This window comes from Pseudomonas asgharzadehiana (assembly GCF_019139815.1).
GTDB classification, from domain to species: domain Bacteria; phylum Pseudomonadota; class Gammaproteobacteria; order Pseudomonadales; family Pseudomonadaceae; genus Aquipseudomonas; species Aquipseudomonas asgharzadehiana.
Genome location: NZ_CP077079.1, coordinates 4,103,824 through 4,122,176, shown reverse-complemented (window position 1 = coordinate 4,122,176; position 18,353 = coordinate 4,103,824). Strand labels below are relative to the sequence as shown.

General features: G+C 63.8%; 17 protein-coding genes. 9 read left to right on the top strand and 8 right to left on the bottom strand.

All coding sequences use genetic code 11. The features are described 5' to 3' along the window. Nucleotides 1-87: 87 nt before the first annotated feature. Complete coding sequence (gene nosP / locus KSS96_RS18555) at nucleotides 88-1,233, top strand: nitric oxide-sensing protein NosP (RefSeq protein ID WP_065877552.1); 1,146 nt, start codon at nucleotides 88-90, stop codon at nucleotides 1,231-1,233. Next, nucleotides 1,175-3,118, top strand: a complete 1,944-nt coding sequence (locus KSS96_RS18550) for a PAS domain-containing hybrid sensor histidine kinase/response regulator (protein ID WP_017527044.1) — start codon at nucleotides 1,175-1,177, stop codon at nucleotides 3,116-3,118. The genes nosP and KSS96_RS18550 overlap by 59 nt, the downstream gene beginning before the upstream one ends. A 46-nt stretch (nucleotides 3,119-3,164) precedes the next feature. On the opposite strand, the gene KSS96_RS18545 is transcribed toward KSS96_RS18550, so the two are convergent. The 6 genes from KSS96_RS18545 to KSS96_RS18520 form a co-directional block, all read right to left on the bottom strand. After that, nucleotides 3,165-3,830, bottom strand: a complete 666-nt coding sequence (locus KSS96_RS18545) for a response regulator transcription factor (RefSeq protein WP_017527045.1) — start codon at nucleotides 3,828-3,830, stop codon at nucleotides 3,165-3,167. 27 nt (nucleotides 3,831-3,857) lie between these two features. Further along, nucleotides 3,858-4,397 carry a PQQ-dependent catabolism-associated CXXCW motif protein gene (locus tag KSS96_RS18540; RefSeq protein ID WP_068937420.1) on the bottom strand — a complete coding sequence of 180 codons (540 nt, stop codon included), beginning with the start codon at nucleotides 4,395-4,397 and terminating at the stop codon, nucleotides 3,858-3,860. Between the two features lie 107 nt (nucleotides 4,398-4,504). Continuing rightward, nucleotides 4,505-5,296: an ABC transporter permease gene (locus KSS96_RS18535; protein WP_065877546.1), complete on the bottom strand. Its 792-nt coding sequence runs from the start codon at nucleotides 5,294-5,296 to the stop codon at nucleotides 4,505-4,507. Continuing rightward, the gene (locus KSS96_RS18530; RefSeq protein ID WP_017527048.1) at nucleotides 5,293-6,033 is read right to left on the bottom strand and encodes an ABC transporter ATP-binding protein; all 741 of its coding nucleotides are present in this window, start codon (nucleotides 6,031-6,033) and stop codon (nucleotides 5,293-5,295) included. The genes KSS96_RS18535 and KSS96_RS18530 overlap by 4 nt, the downstream gene beginning before the upstream one ends. Then, nucleotides 6,030-6,989: a YVTN family beta-propeller repeat protein gene (locus tag KSS96_RS18525; RefSeq protein WP_217855193.1), complete on the bottom strand. Its 960-nt coding sequence runs from the start codon at nucleotides 6,987-6,989 to the stop codon at nucleotides 6,030-6,032. The genes KSS96_RS18530 and KSS96_RS18525 overlap by 4 nt, the downstream gene beginning before the upstream one ends. 30 nt (nucleotides 6,990-7,019) lie before the next feature. Then, nucleotides 7,020-8,192 carry an ABC transporter substrate-binding protein gene (locus KSS96_RS18520; RefSeq protein WP_017527050.1) on the bottom strand — a complete coding sequence of 391 codons (1,173 nt, stop codon included), beginning with the start codon at nucleotides 8,190-8,192 and terminating at the stop codon, nucleotides 7,020-7,022. A 167-nt stretch (nucleotides 8,193-8,359) separates the two neighbouring features. Here KSS96_RS18520 and KSS96_RS18515 point away from each other — a divergent pair, with 167 nt between their 5' ends. After that, nucleotides 8,360-9,622: a sensor histidine kinase gene (locus KSS96_RS18515; protein ID WP_026067211.1), complete on the top strand. Its 1,263-nt coding sequence runs from the start codon at nucleotides 8,360-8,362 to the stop codon at nucleotides 9,620-9,622. Further along, nucleotides 9,619-10,245 carry a response regulator transcription factor gene (locus tag KSS96_RS18510; RefSeq protein WP_217855192.1) on the top strand — a complete coding sequence of 209 codons (627 nt, stop codon included), beginning with the start codon at nucleotides 9,619-9,621 and terminating at the stop codon, nucleotides 10,243-10,245. Before KSS96_RS18515 ends, KSS96_RS18510 begins: the two co-directional genes overlap by 4 nt. A 184-nt stretch (nucleotides 10,246-10,429) precedes the next feature. Here the strand turns inward: KSS96_RS18510 and KSS96_RS18505 are convergent, their stop codons facing one another. Continuing rightward, on the bottom strand, nucleotides 10,430-11,077 hold the full coding sequence (locus tag KSS96_RS18505; protein ID WP_217855191.1) for a pentapeptide repeat-containing protein: 648 nt from the start codon (nucleotides 11,075-11,077) through the stop codon (nucleotides 10,430-10,432). Nucleotides 11,078-11,175: 98 nt separating this feature from the next. Then, entirely contained in the window at nucleotides 11,176-13,080 is a 1,905-nt protein-coding gene (gene exaA, locus KSS96_RS18500) for a quinoprotein ethanol dehydrogenase (protein WP_083221592.1), read from the bottom strand. A gap of 254 nt (nucleotides 13,081-13,334) precedes the next feature. Here exaA and pedF point away from each other — a divergent pair, with 254 nt between their 5' ends. The 5 genes from pedF (at nucleotide 13,335) to KSS96_RS18475 (ending at nucleotide 18,274) form a co-directional block, all read left to right on the top strand. Beyond that, on the top strand, nucleotides 13,335-13,796 hold the full coding sequence (gene pedF, locus KSS96_RS18495) for a cytochrome c-550 PedF (protein ID WP_017527055.1): 462 nt from the start codon (nucleotides 13,335-13,337) through the stop codon (nucleotides 13,794-13,796). A 3-nt stretch (nucleotides 13,797-13,799) separates the two neighbouring features. Beyond that, on the top strand, nucleotides 13,800-14,675 hold the full coding sequence (locus KSS96_RS18490; RefSeq protein ID WP_217855190.1) for a substrate-binding periplasmic protein: 876 nt from the start codon (nucleotides 13,800-13,802) through the stop codon (nucleotides 14,673-14,675). Between the two features lie 9 nt (nucleotides 14,676-14,684). Further along, on the top strand, nucleotides 14,685-15,434 hold the full coding sequence (locus tag KSS96_RS18485) for a quinoprotein dehydrogenase-associated SoxYZ-like carrier (RefSeq protein ID WP_017527057.1): 750 nt from the start codon (nucleotides 14,685-14,687) through the stop codon (nucleotides 15,432-15,434). Between the two features lie 16 nt (nucleotides 15,435-15,450). Continuing rightward, nucleotides 15,451-16,383 carry a quinoprotein relay system zinc metallohydrolase 1 gene (locus KSS96_RS18480; RefSeq protein WP_065877535.1) on the top strand — a complete coding sequence of 311 codons (933 nt, stop codon included), beginning with the start codon at nucleotides 15,451-15,453 and terminating at the stop codon, nucleotides 16,381-16,383. A gap of 115 nt (nucleotides 16,384-16,498) precedes the next feature. After that, nucleotides 16,499-18,274: a PQQ-dependent methanol/ethanol family dehydrogenase gene (locus tag KSS96_RS18475; RefSeq protein WP_017527059.1), complete on the top strand. Its 1,776-nt coding sequence runs from the start codon at nucleotides 16,499-16,501 to the stop codon at nucleotides 18,272-18,274. The last annotated feature ends 79 nt before the right edge of the window (nucleotides 18,275-18,353 follow it).

The window sequence follows — 18,353 nt, the reverse complement described above, 5'->3', positions numbered from 1 at the left end:
CATCGCATCCCCCTACCCAGTACACAAGTAGCATAGGTCCCGCCCCCCAGCCCTTTGTACACTCATGCCTCAGAGGGGGAACCAACGATGCATAACAGTGAAGGCGTAGTCAGCGCCATGTCCCAGGCCACCGACGCGGGGCAGGCGGCTGAGGAGTTGGCCCGCCAACTGCTGCACCCCTACCTGGGGTTTGTGCTGTTTTTCTGTTCGGCTTCCTACGATTTGCAGGCGTTGGGCCAGGCCTTGCAACAGTGTTTCGGCAATGTGCGCGTGGTGGGTTGCACCAGCGCCGGCGAGATCACGCCCCAGGGCTACGGGCGCAATTGCGTCACGGCGGTGGGCTTCAACCACGCGCATTTCTCCATCGCCACCGAGTTGATCGACCAGGTGGAACACTTCAGCCTGATCGACGCCCAGCACATGGTCGAACGGCTGGTCGGCGGCTGCCGCAGCAATACCCTGGCCCCCATCAAAGGCAACACGTTTGCCCTGACCCTGCTCGATGGCCTGTCCAGCCGCGAAGAGATGGTGCTCGCCGCCCTCAGCGCCGCCCTTGGCGATATCCCGCACTTTGGCGGCTCGGCCGGCGACGACAACTTCCTCACCCACACCCACGTCTACTTCAACGGCGCCTTTCACAGCGGCGCGGCGGTGGTGGTGCTGGTCAATACCTGGCTGGATTTCGAAGTGTTCACCACCCACCACATCCTGCCGCGTGCCGAAAAACTGGTGGTGACCGGTGCCGACAGCCCCTCGCGCCGGGTCTACGAGCTCAACGCCGAACCCGCCGCCGAAGAATACGCGCGGCATATCGGCGTGGCGGTGGCCGACCTCGACCATCGGGTCTTTGCCGCTCACCCGCTGGCGGTGCGCATCCATGACCAGTACTACGTGCGCGCCATCCAACAGGTGCATGAAGACCTCAGCTTGAGTTTCTACTGCGCCGTGGAAAACGGCATCGTGCTGACCGTGATGAAGCCCGGCCCGATCCTGCCCAACCTGGACAGCCTGTTCGACGGCCTGCAGTCGCGCCTCGGCGAACTCTTGCTGACCATCGGCTGCGACTGCTTCCTGCGCCGCCTGGAATTGGAAGACGCCGGCAACCTGGAACAGATCGGCAGTTTCCTGCAAGCCAAACGGGTGATGGGCTTCAACACCTACGGAGAACAGTTCAATGGCATGCATATCAACCAGACCTTCACCGGGGTCGCCATTGCCAGAGGCCGGCGCTGAACTGCTCGCCCAGGTTGCCCAGCTGCAACAGGACAACCACAAGCTGGCCCGGATCAACGCCGCGCTGATCGAACGCATCGAGTCCGGCATGAGCCAGGGCAATAACCCGTACACCACCTTCCAGCATTCGGTGGTGCTGGCCGAGCAAGTGCGCGAACGTACCGATGCGCTGAACCAGGCGATGGCCGAACTCAAGGCCAGCAACCACCTGCTGATCAACGCCCGGCTGCGCGCCGAAACCCTGCGCGGCGAACAAGTGGCGGCGCAGAAAGCCCAGGAAAGCGAGCGCTGGATTCGCCTGATCACCGATAACGTACCGGCGCTGATCGGCTACCTGAATGCCGACCTGGTCTATGAGTTCACCAATAAAGTCTACGAAGAATGGTACTGCTGGCCGCGCGGCATGATGCTCGGCCAGAGCCTGCGCGAAGTGCACAGCGAACAGCACTGCCAGCGCCTGGACGCCTACGTCGCCCGCGCCCTGGCCGGGGAGAGCGTGACCTTCGAATTCGCCGAGACCAATATCAATAACCAGGAACGCTACATGCTGCGCTCCTACGTGCCGAACATGCTGGCCAGTGGCGAAGTGGTGGGGATCTTTGTGTTGATCCGCGACATCACCGAACGCCGCCGCACCGCTGAAGCGCTGCATCAGGCCTATCAGCACCTGGAACAGCGCGTCGCCCAGCGCACCTCGGAACTCACGGCGCTCAATGACCAATTGCTCAAGGAAATCGACGAGCGCCGGCGCATGGAAAGCCGCCTGCGCGAGGCCAAGCTGGAGGCTGAACAGGCCAACCTGTCAAAAACCAAGTTCCTCGCGGCCGTCAGCCACGACCTGCTGCAACCGCTCAACGCCGCACGGCTGTTCACCAGCGCCTTGTTGGAGCGCCCGAGTGAAAAACTGGTGCGCAACGTGAGCAATTCCCTGGAAGACGTGGAAAACCTGCTGGGCACCCTGGTGGATATTTCCAAGCTGGACGCCGGGGTGATCAAGGCCGATATCGCGCCGTTCGCCTTGAGCGAATTGCTCGATAACCTGGCCGTCGAGTACACCGAATTGGCCCGCAGCGAAGGGCTGGAGCTGCACTTCATCGGCTGTTCCGCGCTGGTGCGCAGCGACATCCAGCTATTGGCGCGGATCCTGCGCAACCTGCTGAGCAACGCGATTCGCTACACCTATCAAGGGCGCATTGTGCTGGGGTGTCGGCGCCAGCATCAGCGCTTGTCGATCCAGGTGTGGGACAGCGGCATGGGCATTGCCGAGGAGCGGCTGGAGGAGATTTTCCAGGAGTTCAAGCGCGGCGATGTGCAGCGCCCGGACCAGGATCGCGGCTTGGGCCTGGGGCTGGCGATTGTGGAAAAAATTGCCGGCATTCTGGGGCACCGCATCACAGTCAAATCCTGGCCGGGCAAGGGCTCGATGTTTGCAGTGGAGGTGCCGTTGAGCGCCACCGCGCCCAAGTCATTGCCCCTGCCGTGCATGAGCGAGGCGTTGCTGGAGCGCTTGCAGGGCGCCCGGGTGTGGGTGCTGGATAACGACGCGGCGATCTGCGCAGGCATGCGCACCTTGCTCGAAGGTTGGGGCTGCCAGGTCGTGACGGCGTTATCCGAAGAAGACCTGGCGCGACAGGTGGACAACTACCATGCCGAGGCGGATTTGCTGATTGCCGATTACCACCTCGATGACGACCAGAACGGCGTCGACGCCGTGGCCCGCATCAACGCCCGGCGCGCCAGCGCGATCCCGGCGATGATGATCACCGCCAACTACAGCAACGAGCTCAAACAGCAGATCCGCGAGTTGGGGCACACCTTGATGCACAAGCCGGTGCGGCCGATGAAGCTCAAAACCGCCATGAGCCACCTGCTCGGCCGTCCCTGACAAACACAAAACCAGTGTGGGAGGGGGCTGTGTGGTTGCTGTGGGCTCAGCGGCGCAGGTAGGAGCCGAAATCGATATCTCCGGCACTCAATATCGCCTGCACGCGGTTATGCACATTCAGCTTGCGCAAGATCGCCGATACATGGGCCTTTACCGTGGTTTCGGCAATTTCCAGGGTGTACGCGATCTGTTTGTTCGACTCGCCCTTGGTCATGCGTTCGAGCACCAGCAACTGCTTGCGCGTGAGGGCCTGCAATAGCTCGGGGGCGAAGCCCGGGTTTTCGTTGAGGCGCCTGTGGGTGCCGGTTTTCTGGGTGCGGATGATGTCGGGCGGCAAGTACACATTGCCGTTGAGAATCTGCTGGATCGCCTCGGTCATTTGCAGGCGGGGCGAGGACTTGGTGATAAAGCCCACCGCGCCATAGGTGATGGCTTGCAGCACGATCTGCTTGTCCTGCTCGGCCGAGACGATCACCACCGGGATGGTCGGTGCCTCGTTGCGCAGGTTGATCAAACCGTTGAGGCCGTGCATGCCGGGCATGTTCAGGTCCAGCAGGATCAAATCGAGGTCATCGTGTTCCTGGGTCAGGGCAAGCGCGCTGTCCAGGTCGGCGGTTTCCATCACCTCGCTGCCGGGGAAGCCGTCGCTGATGACGTTGTGGATCGCCTCGCGAAACAGCGGGTGATCGTCGGCAATCAAGATCTTGTACATGGCCGTTCACCTTCTTGTTGTGGTTTTTTATTGAAAGGGTTCGGGTGTCGCAGCCGTCACTGGCAGTTGTGCCGCTTCCCAGGCATCCAACCCGTCGCGATACCAATACACAGAGGTATAGCCCAGGTTGGCGGCACGTTTTACCGCGTTCCAACTCAGCCAGCAATCGGCGCGGCAATAGAACACCAGCGGGCGTGCGAGGTCGCCGTCGGTGAACTTATACAGGTGGCGCACGAAGTATCCCTGCCACTCGGGCGTGAGGTCGCCGTCGCCGGTGTTGGCCAGCCAGTGGCTGCCGGGCAGGTTGGCGTGGGGCTGGTCTTCGATGAAGCGACCTTGCAGCCATGGGCGGCGATACACGTCAATCAGCACCGGCGCCGGCGTTTGCTCGAGCAGGGTTTGCAGGGCCGGGGTGTCGACAACGGCCGCCCCCGGCAGTTGATCGGGCGTGGGGCTGCGGTACAGGCTGATGCGATAGCCGTCGGCGGAAAACAGCGGGGAGTCGGCCTGGGCGTTGACACAGAGCAGGCACAGTAACGCCAACAGAGGCAGTCGGGCAGGCAGCATGGCGGGTCAATCCTTATCGTTATGTCGCCATTACACGTGAGTCGCGCTGCCTTGGGAATGCGACGATAGACAGCAAAACCAGTACTAAAGTAGTAGTTTTGCCGCCCTCAGCCTTTTTTGCGCAGTGCCGCGTGCTGGGGGTTGAAGGTCAGCACCGCCAACAATGCGAACAACGCTGTCAGCCCCACGCACACCGCCATCGCCAGCCCGGCGAAGCGCTCATACAGGGCAAAGCGCACCAGTTCCACGGCGTGGGTAAACGGGTTGATCGCGCACAACCAGTACAACCCTTCGCTGGAGTCGCGCATCTTCCACAGCGGGTACAGCGCCGACGACAGGAAAAACAGCGGGAAGATCACGAAGTTCATCACGCCGGCAAAGTTCTCCAATTGGCGAATCGCATTCGACAGCAACAAGCCCAGGGCGCTGAGCATCAACGCCACCAGCAGCAACGCGGGCAGGGCGATCAACAGCCCCATGGCCGGCGGGCGCACGCCGTAAACCCAGGCAATGGCGAGGAACGCATACACCTGCAACAGCGAGATCAACGCAGTGGCCAATAGTTTGCTGCACAGCAAAAACGTGCGCGGCAGCGGGCTGGTCAACAGCACGCGCATGCTGCCCATCTCGCGGTCGTAGACCATCGACAGCGAGCCCTGCATGCCGTTGAACAGCAGGATCATGCAGGCCAGGCCGGGGATGATGTAGACCTCATAGGGGATGTAGGTGTCGTAGGGCTCGATCACCGAGATGCCCAGGGCCGCGCGGAACCCGGCGGCAAACACCACCAGCCACAACAGCGGGCGCACCAGCGCGCTGAGAAACCGCGTGCGCTGCAACACAAAGCGCAGCCATTCGCGCAGCACGATGCCGCGCAGGCACTGCCAATAAGCGTTCATGCCGTGGCCCCCGCAATGGCGGGGCGCGTCAGCCGGGCGAACAGGCTGCCCAGGTCATCGCCCTGTTGTTGAGTGAGCACATCGACTTGCCCGCTGGCCACCAAGCGGCCCTGATGCAGAACCATCAGTGCGTCGCTGGCCTGCACCTCATCCAGCAAGTGGGTGGTCCACAGCACGCTGATGCCGTGTTCGGCGCACAGGCTGCGCACGTGCCGGTTCAGGGCCAGGCGGCTGGCGGGGTCGAGGCCGACGCTGGCTTCGTCGAGCAGCAGCACGCGCGGCGCGTGCAGCAACGCGCGGGCAATTTCCACACGGCGTCGGTGCCCGCCGTTGAGTTCGCGAACCTTTTCGCGGCGTCGCTCAGTGAGGGCCTGGCGCGCCAGTTCGGCTTCGACCCGCGTGTTGGCCTGGCGTCGCGACAAGCCATGCAGCGCGGCGTGGTAACGCAGGTTCTGCTCCACGCTCAAGTCCAGGTCCAGGGTGCTTTGCTGGAACACCACGCCCAACTGGGTGAGGGCGGCGCGCGGTGCCTCGCGCAGGGAATGCCCGCTCACGCGAATGTCGCCCGACTGCAGGTCATACAGCCGGGTCAGCAGGGCGATCAAGGTCGATTTGCCGGCGCCATTGGGGCCCAGCAACGCCGCAAATTGCCCGGCTGCGAGGCTGAAACCCACCTCGTTCAAGGCCTGGCGCGAGCCATAGGCGAAACTCAGCGCGCTGACCTCCAGGGCGCTCATGGCGCTACCACCACGCCCCAGGGGTAGCGCCCGACTTTTACCGACTTGATCACCTTGAGGCTGTCCACATCGATCACCGACACATCACCGCTCACGCCGTTGGTGGCCAGCAGTTGTTTCTGGTCCGGGGTAAACGCCATCTGCCAAACGCGGCGGCCCACCAGCAGGTAGTCGAGGATCTCGAAAGTCTTGGCGTCGATCACCGCCACATGGTTGGCCGGGCCGAGGGCGACAAAGCCGTATTTGCCGTCGGCGCTGAGTTTGATGCCCACCGGTTGCACCTTGTCCGGGTGGACGCCCTTGATCTTGAACGTCAGGGTCTTGAGAACCGCGCGGCTGGCCACGTCGAGAATGGTCACGGTGCCGCCGATTTCCGCCGAGGCCCACAGCTGCGAGCCATCGCTGTTGAATTCGACAAACCGTGGGCGCTGATCCACCAGGGTGCTGTCGGCCAGGGTCTGGGTGCTGGTGTCGATCCAGTGCAGCATGTTCGTGGTTTCGCTGGTATTCACCGCCCATTTGCCGTCCGGGCTCACCGCCATGCCCTCGGGCTCGACGCCGACGTTGATCTGGCCGAGCACCTTGGACGTCTCGGTGTCGATCACCGTGACCAGCGCATCGTCTTCGTTGGACACATACAACCAGCGGTTATTGGGGTGCAGGGCGAACTGCTCGGGGTCTTTGCCGGAGGGCAGTTCCTTGATGATCTTGCGCGTGGCCACGTCCATCACCTGCACACGGTCCGAGTCGCTGGCGCAGATGTACAGCAGCTTGTTGTCATGGGACAGCAGCAGGCCCCGCGGGCGCTGGCCGACCTTGAGCGTGTCGGTGACTTGCAGGGTCTGCAGGTCGATCAGGCTCAGGCTGTTGTCTTTTTCATTGGAGACCCAGGCGGTACTGGCCACGGCGTGCCCGGCGGCAAGCAGCAGGGCGCATGAGAGCAGGGTGCGGCGCATGGCGGATTCCTTATTATTGTGGGGTGGCGATCAGGGATAGCGGCACGTCACCTCGGGCTTGTCATAGCCCAGGCTGTCCATTTCATTGGTGGGGTGCAGGAAGCCGTCCTGGGGTGAGGTGCTCACCAGGGCGCGCGGTTGCACGATAGGAATCGGCTGGCGCAACTGGCCGTTCCAGGGGCGATAGCTGAGCTTGCGACCCTTGAAACCGTCCAGCGGCAGCTGTTCGCTGATCGCCAGTTGGCGGATCGCCATGGGGTCGGCCTGGCGTAACCGGCTCACCGCACTGGCAACGCTGCGCACGGCCATCCAGGCGGCGAAGTCGCGGTCGTTCATCCAGCGCCCGGTCAGGGCCTCAAAGCGTTTTTGCAATTGGGCCGCGCCGTAGGTCTCGACGGTTTTGTGCCAGCCGGTCGGCGTGAGGCCCTGCGTACCGGCGACGGGGCGGGGGTACCAGGTTTGATAGGGGACGTACTCGCCGAAGTCGCCGCGCTCATCGGCCACCAGCACCACCTCGTATTCGGCGGTCTGGGTGAACAGCGGCATGTCCGCCTGGGCGCTGCGGCGTTGGTCGTTATCGAAACGCCAGGCTTTTTCCGCCACCAGTTGCACGCCAAAACGCTTGGCGGCGCGGCGCAGGGCGGCGGCGTAGGCCTGGTCGTCTTCGGTGGGGCCGACGATCAGCAGCGCCTTTTGCCATTTGCGCAGCACCAAAAACTGCGCCAGCGCGTCGGCGAGCATCGCGCGGCTGGGCAGGGTATGCAGCACGTTGCCCAGGCAGTCGGTGCTGCGCAGGCTGTCATCGGGGCTGCCGGCGTTGAACAACAGGCTGTCGGGCAGGGCGGCGCTGAGTTGACGCAGGCTGGCGGTGGGCGCGTTCACCACGAACAGGCGCAGGCCCTGGTCATGTTGCACCTTGGCGGCGGCAAGCAGCGCCTCGGCCGTGTCCACCGTGGCGCTGGCCAGGCTGTAGCGTTGATTGAGAAAGGCGCCGGTGCTGTTGCTGTCGATGATCGCCAGTTCGGCGCCGCGTTGCCCGGCATCGGCGGGTTCGGTAATCACATTCGACAGCAGCGGCCCAGGGTCAGGTCGATAGCCCAGGTAGCCGAGCTGCACCTGCAACGGCGTCTGGGCAGCCTGGCCGGTGGTGGCCCAGGCGATCGCCATCAGGCAGACCACGGCATAAGGGGCGAGCTGGCGCATAAGGCACTCCATGACAGGTAGCGCCAGCATAGGAAGGCTTACGGTCGCTGCAAATATGCAGAAAGTACCGCCGAGCCAGTACCAAGGTAGTAGCCCCCCGCGCGCTGCGCGGTTTTAGCATGGAGCACCACGGGCCTATTCACAGGAGTGACACCAGCATGCGCGTCTTGTCGGCCTTGTGGCGGATCAACCTGTGGGTGTGCGGCTTCTTCGTGCTGGTCACCTGTGCCTGCACTGCGTTGTTGCTGCACCAGGCCCTGGCGGATGTGGAACGCGAGCTGCAATCGGCCGAAGCGGTGGTGCACTACCTGAGCGAGACCGCCGAACGCGACCCCGCCAGCCTGCAACCCAGGCTCACCGCCAGCCTGCGCCATGTGCGCGTGCACTGGCTCAAGCCTGGCGAGACCGCGCAGGCGCCCACGGCGCAGGGCCTGGATGCCTGGCTCGGGCGCCTGTTGTTCGTCGAGGCACGGCGCACGGCCCAAGTGCTGGACTTACCGGACGGTCGACGCGTGTCCATCGCGGTAGACCCACGGGATGAAATCGACGAAGTCTGGGACTCCCTGCAACAACTGTTGGGCCTGTGCGCCCTGGCGCTGGCGCTGAGCCTGTTGACCATCCGCTGGGCGGTGCGCCGTGGCATGGGCGTGCTCGATGAGCTGCTGCGCGCCCTGCAACAGGTGTGTGCCGGCCGGCTCAATGTGCGCCTGCGCAGCGAAGGCGCGCCGGAAGCGCGGCAATTGGCGCTGCACTTCAATCGCATGACCCACGCCCTGGAACAGGCCCGCACCGACAACACCCAACTCACCCAAACCTTGCTGGCGGTGCAGGAGCAGGAACGCACCCACCTGGCCCAGACCCTGCACGACGACCTTGGCCAATACCTGGCCGGTATCCGCGCCCAGGCGTGCCTGTTGCGCCTGGTGGCCGATCAGCCGCAAATGCTCACGCGCACCGTGGGGTTGCTGGAGGCGCATTGCGAGCATTTGCAGCAAGGTTTTCGCGCGCTGGTTCACGACCTGTACCCGGTGGCCCTGCAACATCTGCCGATGGCTGAGGCGTTCGCCATGCTGGTGACGCAGTGGCAGGCCAGCCATGGCATCCCGTGCCGGTTGCAGGTCAGTGCCGATCTGCCGGCGCTATCCGGCGCCAGCAAGACCCACCTGTATCGCCTTCTCCAGGAAGCCCTGACCAACATCCTGCGGCATGCCGACGCCAGCCAGGTGCGCGTGCGCCTGCAGCATCGCGGTTCACGCCTGCGCCTGTGGGTGCGCGATAACGGACGCGGCGCAGACACCCCCCAGCGGCCCGGCGTGGGCCTGCATTCGATGGCCGAACGCGCGCGCTGCCTGGGCGGCGAACTGAAGATCCTCAGCCACCCCGGCGCCGGTTGGGCGCTGGCGTTGAACATGCCATTGGAGGCCGGATGAATATTCTGTTGGTGGATGACCACGCCGTGGTGCGCCAGGGTTACGCCAGCCTGTTGCGCGCCGTGCTGCCGGCGGTCGAGGTACGCGAGGCCGCCAGTGGCGAAGAAGCGTTGAGCCGGGTGCAGGAAGCGGTGCCGCACCTAGTGATCATGGACTTCGGCCTGCCGGGCATCAGCGGCCTGGAAACCACCCGCCGCCTGCGCCAGCGCCTGCCGCAGTTGCGCGTGCTGTTTTTCAGCATGCACGACGAATTGCCGCTGGTACGCCAGGCTCTGGACGCAGGGGCCTCAGGCTACCTGACCAAAAGCTCGGCGCCCGAAGTGTTGATCGAAGCGGTGCGGCGCATCCTTGACGGCCACGCCTACATCGAACAGGTCCTGGCCACCGAACTGGCCTACACCCCCAGCGATCAACGTTTGCAGGGCATGACCCCGCGCGAGTTGGAGATTTTCCTGATGCTGGCCAGGGGCACGCCTACCCGGATGATTGCCGACCGGCTGAATATCAGCAGCAAGACGGTGTCCAACCACCTGACTTTGCTCAAGAGCAAGTTGCAGGTGAGTTCCCATGCTGAATTGGTGCATTTGGGGATCGACATGGGGGTGGTGCGGGTGGCTGGATAAGCGGGCCAGTGCAGAACCCCTTTGGGAGGGGGCTTGCTCCCTTGGCCGACGAGTCTCTAACTGATGCCCCGCGACCTGAATGTGGGAGGGGGCTTGCTCCCGATAGCGGTGTATCAGACACAGGTTTTTAACTGAACCACCGCTATCGGGAGCAAGCCCCCTCCCACATTTGAATGGCGTTGTTTCAGCGGGCCCAGGTGGTGGGGCAGTCCATGCAGCCTTCCATATTGGCGTCCTGAAAGTTCGCATAGTGCTGGCGACTGCCGGTGAGCGTCGCATTTTCCAGGTTGCTTTCACCAAACTTGGCCTCCTGCAAATTCGCATCACTCAGGTCGGCCCCTTGCAAATCCGCCTTGCTCAACCACGTCATTTCCAGATCCGCCGCACGCAGGTTGGCCTTGTGCATCTTCGCCCCCGACAGCCGCGCAAACTGCAGGTAGGCCGCGCTGAGGTTGGCGTTTTCAAATTGCGCGCCCTGGGCGAACAGGCCCCAGCCTTGCACCGCCATCAGCGTGGCGCCGGTAAAGTCGGCCAGGCGCAGGTTGCTTTGTTGCAGGCTGGCGCGGGTGAGGTTGGCGCCTTGCAGTTGGGCTTTTTCCAGGTTGGCCAGGTCGAGCGTGGCGTGGCGCAGGTCCGCACCGCGCAGGTCGGCGCCGGCCAGGTTCATCTTGCGCAAGTCCTGATTGCGCAGGTTGGCGCCCCGGAGGTTGGCGCCGGGGCATTGGCTGTGTTCGGCGATGGTGCAGCCGTTGATGATCAGCGGGGCGTCGTCGCCATCATCGGCGTGGGCCAGGGGCAGGGCGAGCAGGAGTAACAAGGGTATGTAGTTCATCACGAGACCTCTGGGGATCCTGTAGCGAGCGAGCTTGTGGGGTGAGCGGGGCAAGCCCGTTCACCACAAAAAAGCGCGGCCCGGCATCGGCTGATGGGTTATTTCTGGGCGGTCTTGTTATCCCAACTCGGGATCTTGAACACCCAGAACGACCCACCCTGTGCCACCGGCTTGGTCAGCTCAGCCATGTCGCCGCCCCACAACGGCACCGCGCCGCCATAACCGACAGTCACGCCGATGTACTGCTCGCCATCCTGCTCCCAGGTGATCGGCGGCGAGACGATGCCGCTGCCGGTCTGGAACTTCCACAGCTCCTTGCCGGTTTTCGCGTCGAAGGCCTTGAAGAAACCGTCGCCGGTGCCGGTGAACACCAGGTTGCCCTTGGTCGCCAGCACGCCGGCCCACAATGGCAGGTGTTCCTTGTGCTCCCACACCACCTTGCCGGTGGTGGGGTTCATCGCCCGCAGGGTGCCGACGTGGTCGTCATACATGCGCTTGATGCGAAACCCCATGCCCAGGTACGCCGAGCCCTTCTTGTAGTTGACCTCTTCGGTCCAATATTCCTCTTTCCACTGGTTGCCCGGGATGTAGAACAGCCCGGTGTCCTGGCTGTAGGCCATGGGGTTCCAGTTCTTGCCCCCCAGGAACGGCGGCGAGACTTCCACCGGTTTGCCTTTGGTTTCACCGGGCAATGGCTTGGCCGGGCGCTGGCCTTCGTTCTCGACCGGGCGGCCGGTCTTCAGGTCGATGTGGCTGGCCCAGGTGATGTTGTCCACGAACGGGAAGGCGTTCTGCAGCTTGCCGTTGTTGCGATCGACCACGTAGAAGAAACCGTTGCGGTCGGCGTGGCCGGTGGCCTTGACCACTTTGCCGTCCTTGCCCTTGTAGTCGAACAGCACCAGCTCGTTGTTGCCGGAGAAATCCCACGCGTCGTTGGGGGTGTGCTGGTAGAACCACTTCACTTCACCGGTGCTGGGGTCGACGCCGACCTGGCCGGAGGTGTAGAGGCTGTCGAAGTCGTGGGGGTTGCCGTCCTTGGCCGTCCGCGCCCAGGTGTTCCACGGGCCGGGGTTGCCGGCGCCGACGATGATGGTATTGGTCTCGGCATCGAAACTCGCGCTCTGCCAAGGTGCGCCGCCCCCGTGGCTCCAGGCTTCGACCTTGCCGGTTTCGGTGGTCGGGTCGTTCGGCCACGACGGTGCTTTCACGTCGCCGGTGGGCGTGCTGTCCTTGCCGTTCAGGCGACCCATGTGGCCCTCCACGAACGGGCGCATCCAGACTTCTTCGCCGGTGTCCGGGTCGCGCGCATACAGCTGGCCGACCACGCCGAATTCATCGCCGGAGCTGCCGTGGATCAGCAGTACTTTGCCGCTGACTTTGTCTTTGATCAGCACCGGGGCGCCGGTCATGGTGTAGCCGGCGGCGTGGTCGCCGAATTTTTTGTTCCACACCACTTTGCCGGTGTTTTTGTCGAGGGCGATCAGGCGCGCGTCGAGGGTGCCGAAGTAGATCTTGTCGCCGAAAATCGCCGCACCGCGGTTGACCACGTCACAGCACGGGCGAATGTTGTCGGGCAGGCGGTGGTTGTACGTCCACAGGCGCTTGCCAGTCTTGGCGTCGAGGGCAAATACGCGGGAATAGGACCCGGTGACGTAGACCACGCCGTCGTTGACGATGGCCTGGGACTCCTGGCCGCGCTGCTTCTCATCGCCGAACGAATAGGACCAGGCCGGGGTGAGCTTGAACACGTTCTTGTCGTTGACCTGCGCCAGCGGGCTCCAGCGCTGGGCGTTGGTGCCCATGCCGTATTGCAGCACGTCCTGGGTGGTCAGGTGGTCGTTGGCGATGTCTTCCCAGGTGACGTTGCGCGTCGGTTTTTGGGTAGAAGGGGCAGGCTCGGCGGCGGCAAAGCCGGTGGCACTCAACGACAGGCTGCCGACCAGCAGCAAGGCCTGCACGGCAAGGCTCAACGGTGAACGGGCGGGTAGCGATCTTATTGTCATGGTTGCAGTTCCCAGTGGAGGTTTTGGCCTGCACAGGGTGGAGCGCCGGGGCATTGGGCGGATACGGAAAAAGTCCCGCTGTGGCCGGGAAGACTTCCCGGACCGCCGCTGTTTTAGGCGTGCCCCTCAAGCCCTACTACCAAGGGAGGAGAGGCCGACCACCAAAGCAGCATACGGCCCATGCCCAGGGCTTTCTAAGATGGTTGCCATAGCCTCTGTAATGAGGTTTTGCGTGCAATTCTGAGGGCAAAATAATGACAACAAAACACAATGCCTGGCTCGTGGCTGGCCTGTTGGTGGGTGTGATCGGTGCCGGCTCCGCCTGGGCGCATGGCAACGTGGTTCCGCAAGCGGTGGAAACCAAGGGCCTGACCTCGATCAAAGACGCCGGTGTGCCGGTCGATGCCGACGGCTGGGCGGCGGTGAATCCGTATCGCACCTCGCCGGAACATGACAAAGCGGTGGAAATCGGTTCGTCCGCCTATAACCAGAACTGCGCTGCCTGCCACGGCCTGGAAGCCAAGTCCGGTGGTATCGCCCCCGACTTGCGCATGCTGGATGCGGGCGAGGCCGGTGATGAGTGGTTTGTGGAGCGCGTGCGCCACGGCGCGGTGCGCGACGGTCGGGTGTATATGCCGAAAATGGCCGATTACCTGAGCCAGGAGGCCTTGTGGGCGGTGCGTACCTACCTGGACTCCGTGCACGTCGAGGAGTAACCCATGCGCCTGTTCGCGTATGTGCTTGGCCTGGCCCTGCTGTGTTGCCAGACGGCACAGGCACAGGTGCGCAGCTATGACCAGATGATCGCCGCCGGCGAGATCAAAGTGGCGGTGTACAAAGACTTCGCCCCCTACAGCTTCCTGGACGGCAGCACGCCACGGGGGGTGGACGTGGAACTGGCCCAGGCCCTGGCCAAGGCGCTGGGGGTGCGGTTGGCGCTGATCTGGGCGCCGGCCGGCGAGAAACTCGACGACGACCTGCGCGACTACATCTGGCGCGGCAGCCCGTTGCACCACCAGCAACTGGCCGACCTGATGATGCGCGCGCCCTACGACCCTGCCTACGCACAAAAGCGCAACGACCAGGGCGAGTTGGAAAACGGCCACGTGGTGATGTTCGGGCCCTACCAGAACGAACAATGGCAGGTGGCGTATGACCGCCGACGCCTGGACAAGGTCGCCAGTGTGGCGGTGTTCGAGCAGCACCCGATTGGCGTCGAAGTCGACAGCGTGCCGTCGTTCTACCTCACCTCGGTATTCAACGGCATGCTCGCCGGCAAGACCCGTCACTACCCCGGCGTGCCCCAGGCGTTCGCGGCGATGAAGGCCGGCGAGGTCGACGCGGTGATGGCCATGCGCGGTGAAATCGACTGGCAGGTGCACGAGGCCCACGACCCGCAACTGGCCCTGGCGCAAAACGCTTACCCCAACATGGGCAAGCAGCGCTGGGAGATCGGCATGGCGGTGCACGAGAGCAATCGCCAGTTGGCCTATGCCGTGGAAGAGGCGCTGGAAGCGCTGATCCGCGATGGCTCGGTGCAGCGCATCTATAGCCACTACAGCCTGCAGTACGAAGTGCCCGACATGTACCAATAGGAGCAGGCGATGAACTGGCGACTGAGCTGCATATTGGCCTGCTGGCTGCCGTTGGCGGCGCACGCCGTGGAGGTCGACCCGGTGCCGTCGGTGATGTGGGCCTTCTACCACAAGCAGTTCCTGGCGGATGCGCCGTTTGTGTTCGACGAGCGGGTCAAGCTGCTGGCGCCGCCGTTCGCCGAGGATGCGCGCCAGGTGCCGCTGGAAATCGACGCCCGTGCGTTCAACGGCGAGGTGGTGAAGATCCTGGCCTGGGCCGAGCTGAACCCGCTGCCGAAGATTGTTGAGTTTGAACCCAAGGCCGGGGTGTTGCCGTGGCTGGCGATCCGTATTCGCATCGAACAGGCCACGCCGTTGCGCGCGGCGGTACTCACCACGGACGGGCTGTGGCATGTCGGCTCGACCCTGATCGACGCCGCCGGTGGTGGCTGCACCGCACCCAGCGTGGTGCGTAGCCAACCGGGGTGGGAGGAGCATATCGGCGAGGTGCTCGGCGGGCGTTACCCACGTGGCGAATTCAGCCGGGTGCGCGTGCAGGTGGCGCACCCGATGGACAACGGCATGGTCAGCGGCATCCCGGAATTTTTTCTCAACCATGCGCAATTGCGTGGCCGGGATGATCAGGTGCTGGCCGAACTGGAGCTGTTCCCGGCGGTCAGCGAAAACCCCAACCTGGCGTTCGATATCGACGCGCCAGGGCCCACCCGCCTGGTGCTGCGTGACAACAGCGGCAACGAATTCGACGCGGCCATCCCCTGACCAGAAGGAGCGCGGCATGCGCTGGATTCTCTTGTTGTGCCTGGGCCTGAGCCTGCCCGCCCTGGCAGACCTCGACTACGCCCTCAAACCCCGACTGATCGCCGACGACACCTGGCTGCTCGAAGGCAGCACCGACAACTTTGCCAAGGCCAATGGCGGCAATATCGTCAACACGGCGTTCATCGTCACCGAGGCCGGCGTGGTGGTGATCGACACTGGCCCGTCGCGGCGCTACGGCGAAGCCCTGCGCCAGGCCATTGCCAAGGTCACCGCCAAACCGGTGGTCCGGGTGCTGATTACCCATCATCACCCCGACCATGCGCTGGGCAACCAGGCGTTCAAGGACGTCCCCATCGGCGCGCTGGCCGACACCACGCAGTTACTGCACGAGCAGGGCGACAGCATGGCGCAGAACCTCTACCGCATGGTCGGCGACTGGATGCGCGGCACCGAAGTGGTGTTGCCCACCCAGGTGCTGGAGCCCGGTGTGCTCAGCGTGGACGGCCACGACCTGCGCCTGCTGGCACTCACCGGGCACACCGGCGCTGACCTGGCGATTCTCGACCAGAGTACCGGCGTGCTGTTTGCCGGTGACCTGGTGTTTTATCAGCGCGCCCTTACCACCCCCAACAGCCCTGGGCTGGCGGTGTGGCTGGCCGACCTCGACACCCTGCAAGCCTTGCCCTGGAGCCTGATCGTGCCCGGCCATGGCCCGGTGGCCAGCGATGCGCAGCCCTTCGCGCAGATGCGCGACTACCTCACCTGGCTCGATCAACTGCTGCGCGACGGCGCCGCCCAGGGCAGCGACATGGCCGAGATGATCCGCAGCCCCATCCCCGAGCGGTTCGCCGCGATCAGCCTGGGCCGCTATGAACTGATCCGCAGCGTCAGCCACCTGTACCCGCGCTACGAGCGCGCGCAGATGCAACGGGTGGATACCCGCTACTAAGGAACTAGCGATCTCGATACTGCGGTCAATTGTGACAATCGCCCCTGCGCCCAAGAATCTGCACCAGACCGGGAAAATTTCCCGGATATAACAAAAAACCGCAGAGGTAGCCGTCATGACCCAACCCGCACGTCGCCAACCCTTCGCCTTGAGTGTGTTGCTCGGTGCCATCCTGTTATCCGGCCAAACCATGGCGGCCGTGACCGACCAGGACATCCTCCAGGACCCGAAAACCCCCGGGCAGATCGTCACCAACGGCCTTGGCGTGCAGGGCCAGCGTTATAGCCCGCTCGATACGCTCAACGTGGACAACGTCAAGGAGCTGCGCCCGGTCTGGGCATTTTCGTTTGGTGGCGAGAAACAGCGCGGGCAGCAGGCGCAGCCGATGGTCAAGGACGGGGTCATGTACCTCACCGGTTCCTACTCGCGGGTGTTCGCGGTGGACGCGCGCACCGGCAAGAAGCTCTGGCAATACGATGCGCGCCTGCCCGATGACATCCGCCCCTGCTGTGACGTGATCAACCGTGGCGTGGCGCTGTATGGCGACCTGGTGTTCTTCGGCACCCTCGACGCCAAGCTGGTGGCCCTGAACAAAGACACCGGCAAAGTGGTGTGGAGCAAGAAAGTCGCCGACCACAAGGAAGGCTACTCGATCAGCGCCGCGCCGCTGGTGATCAACGGCAAACTGATCACCGGCGTGGCCGGGGGCGAGTTCGGTGTGGTGGGCAAGATCGAGGCCTACGACCCGAAAAACGGCGACCTGTTGTGGAGCCGTCCGACCGTCGAAGGCCATATGGGTTACGTCTACAAGGACGGCAAGGCCGTGGAAAACGGTATCTCCGGTGGCGAGGCGGGCAAGACCTGGCCCGGCGACCTGTGGAAGACCGGCGGCGCAGCACCGTGGCTGGGCGGCTACTACGACCCGGAAACCAACCTGCTGTTGTTCGGCACCGGCAACCCGGCGCCGTGGAACTCGCACCTGCGCCCTGGCGACAACCTCTATTCGTCGTCGCGCCTGGCGCTGAACCCGGACGACGGCACCATCAAGTGGCACTTTCAGAGCACGCCCCACGACGGTTGGGACTATGACGGCGTCAACGAGCTGATCTCCTTCAACTACACCGACGGCGGCAAGGAAATCAAAGCGGCGGCGACCGCTGACCGTAACGGCTTCTTCTATGTGCTCGACCGCACCAACGGCAAGTTCATCCGTGGCTTCCCGTTTGTCGACAAGATCACCTGGGCCACCGGCCTGGATAAGAACGGCCGGCCGATCTACAACGAAGCCAGCCGCCCCGGCGCGCCGGGCAGTGAAACCAAGGGCACCTCGGTGTTTGTCGCGCCGGCGTTCCTCGGCGCGAAGAACTGGATGCCGATGGCCTACAACCGCGACACCGGGCTGTTCTATGTGCCGTCCAACGAATGGGGCATGGATATCTGGAACGAAGGCATTGCCTACAAGAAAGGCGCGGCGTTCCTTGGCGCGGGTTTCACCATCAAGCCGCTGAACGAAGACTATATCGGCGTGCTGCGCGCCATCGACCCTAAAACCGGCAAGGAAGTCTGGCGCCACAAGAACTTCGCGCCGCTGTGGGGCGGGGTGCTCACCACCAAGGGCAACCTGGTGTTCACCGGCACGCCGGAAGGGTTCCTGCAGGCGTTCAACGCCAAGACCGGTGAGAAGGTCTGGGAATTCCAGACCGGTTCCGGCGTGCTCGGCTCGCCTGTGACCTGGGAAATGGACGGCGAACAGTACGTGTCGGTGCTCTCCGGCTGGGGCGGCGCGGTGCCGTTGTGGGGCGGCGAGGTGGCCAAGCGGGTCAAGGACTTCAACCAGGGCGGCATGCTCTGGACGTTCAAATTGCCTAAAGAGCTGGTCGCCAAGCACTAAATCTACGACCAAATAACAAGAGCCCCCCCTGCCAACGGCGCATTCGCCCGGCGGCGGGGGCTCTTTACTATCGGGTCAT

Bases quoted from the DNA above. Each gene is read 5' to 3' on its own strand.
- nosP (WP_065877552.1), top strand. From the start codon at position 88: ATGCATAACAGTGAAGGCGTAGTCAGCGCCATGTCCCAGGCCACCGAC.
- KSS96_RS18550 (WP_017527044.1), top strand. From the start codon at position 1,175: ATGGCATGCATATCAACCAGACCTTCACCGGGGTCGCCATTGCCAGAG.
- KSS96_RS18545 (WP_017527045.1), bottom strand. From the start codon at position 3,830: ATGTACAAGATCTTGATTGCCGACGATCACCCGCTGTTTCGCGAGGCG.
- KSS96_RS18540 (WP_068937420.1), bottom strand. From the start codon at position 4,397: ATGCTGCCTGCCCGACTGCCTCTGTTGGCGTTACTGTGCCTGCTCTGT.
- KSS96_RS18535 (WP_065877546.1), bottom strand. From the start codon at position 5,296: ATGAACGCTTATTGGCAGTGCCTGCGCGGCATCGTGCTGCGCGAATGG.
- KSS96_RS18530 (WP_017527048.1), bottom strand. From the start codon at position 6,033: ATGAGCGCCCTGGAGGTCAGCGCGCTGAGTTTCGCCTATGGCTCGCGC.
- KSS96_RS18525 (WP_217855193.1), bottom strand. From the start codon at position 6,989: ATGCGCCGCACCCTGCTCTCATGCGCCCTGCTGCTTGCCGCCGGGCAC.
- KSS96_RS18520 (WP_017527050.1), bottom strand. From the start codon at position 8,192: ATGCGCCAGCTCGCCCCTTATGCCGTGGTCTGCCTGATGGCGATCGCC.
- KSS96_RS18510 (WP_217855192.1), top strand. From the start codon at position 9,619: ATGAATATTCTGTTGGTGGATGACCACGCCGTGGTGCGCCAGGGTTAC.
- KSS96_RS18505 (WP_217855191.1), bottom strand. From the start codon at position 11,077: ATGAACTACATACCCTTGTTACTCCTGCTCGCCCTGCCCCTGGCCCAC.
- exaA (WP_083221592.1), bottom strand. From the start codon at position 13,080: ATGACAATAAGATCGCTACCCGCCCGTTCACCGTTGAGCCTTGCCGTG.
- pedF (WP_017527055.1), top strand. From the start codon at position 13,335: ATGACAACAAAACACAATGCCTGGCTCGTGGCTGGCCTGTTGGTGGGT.
- KSS96_RS18490 (WP_217855190.1), top strand. From the start codon at position 13,800: ATGCGCCTGTTCGCGTATGTGCTTGGCCTGGCCCTGCTGTGTTGCCAG.
- KSS96_RS18485 (WP_017527057.1), top strand. From the start codon at position 14,685: ATGAACTGGCGACTGAGCTGCATATTGGCCTGCTGGCTGCCGTTGGCG.
- KSS96_RS18480 (WP_065877535.1), top strand. From the start codon at position 15,451: ATGCGCTGGATTCTCTTGTTGTGCCTGGGCCTGAGCCTGCCCGCCCTG.
- KSS96_RS18475 (WP_017527059.1), top strand. From the start codon at position 16,499: ATGACCCAACCCGCACGTCGCCAACCCTTCGCCTTGAGTGTGTTGCTC.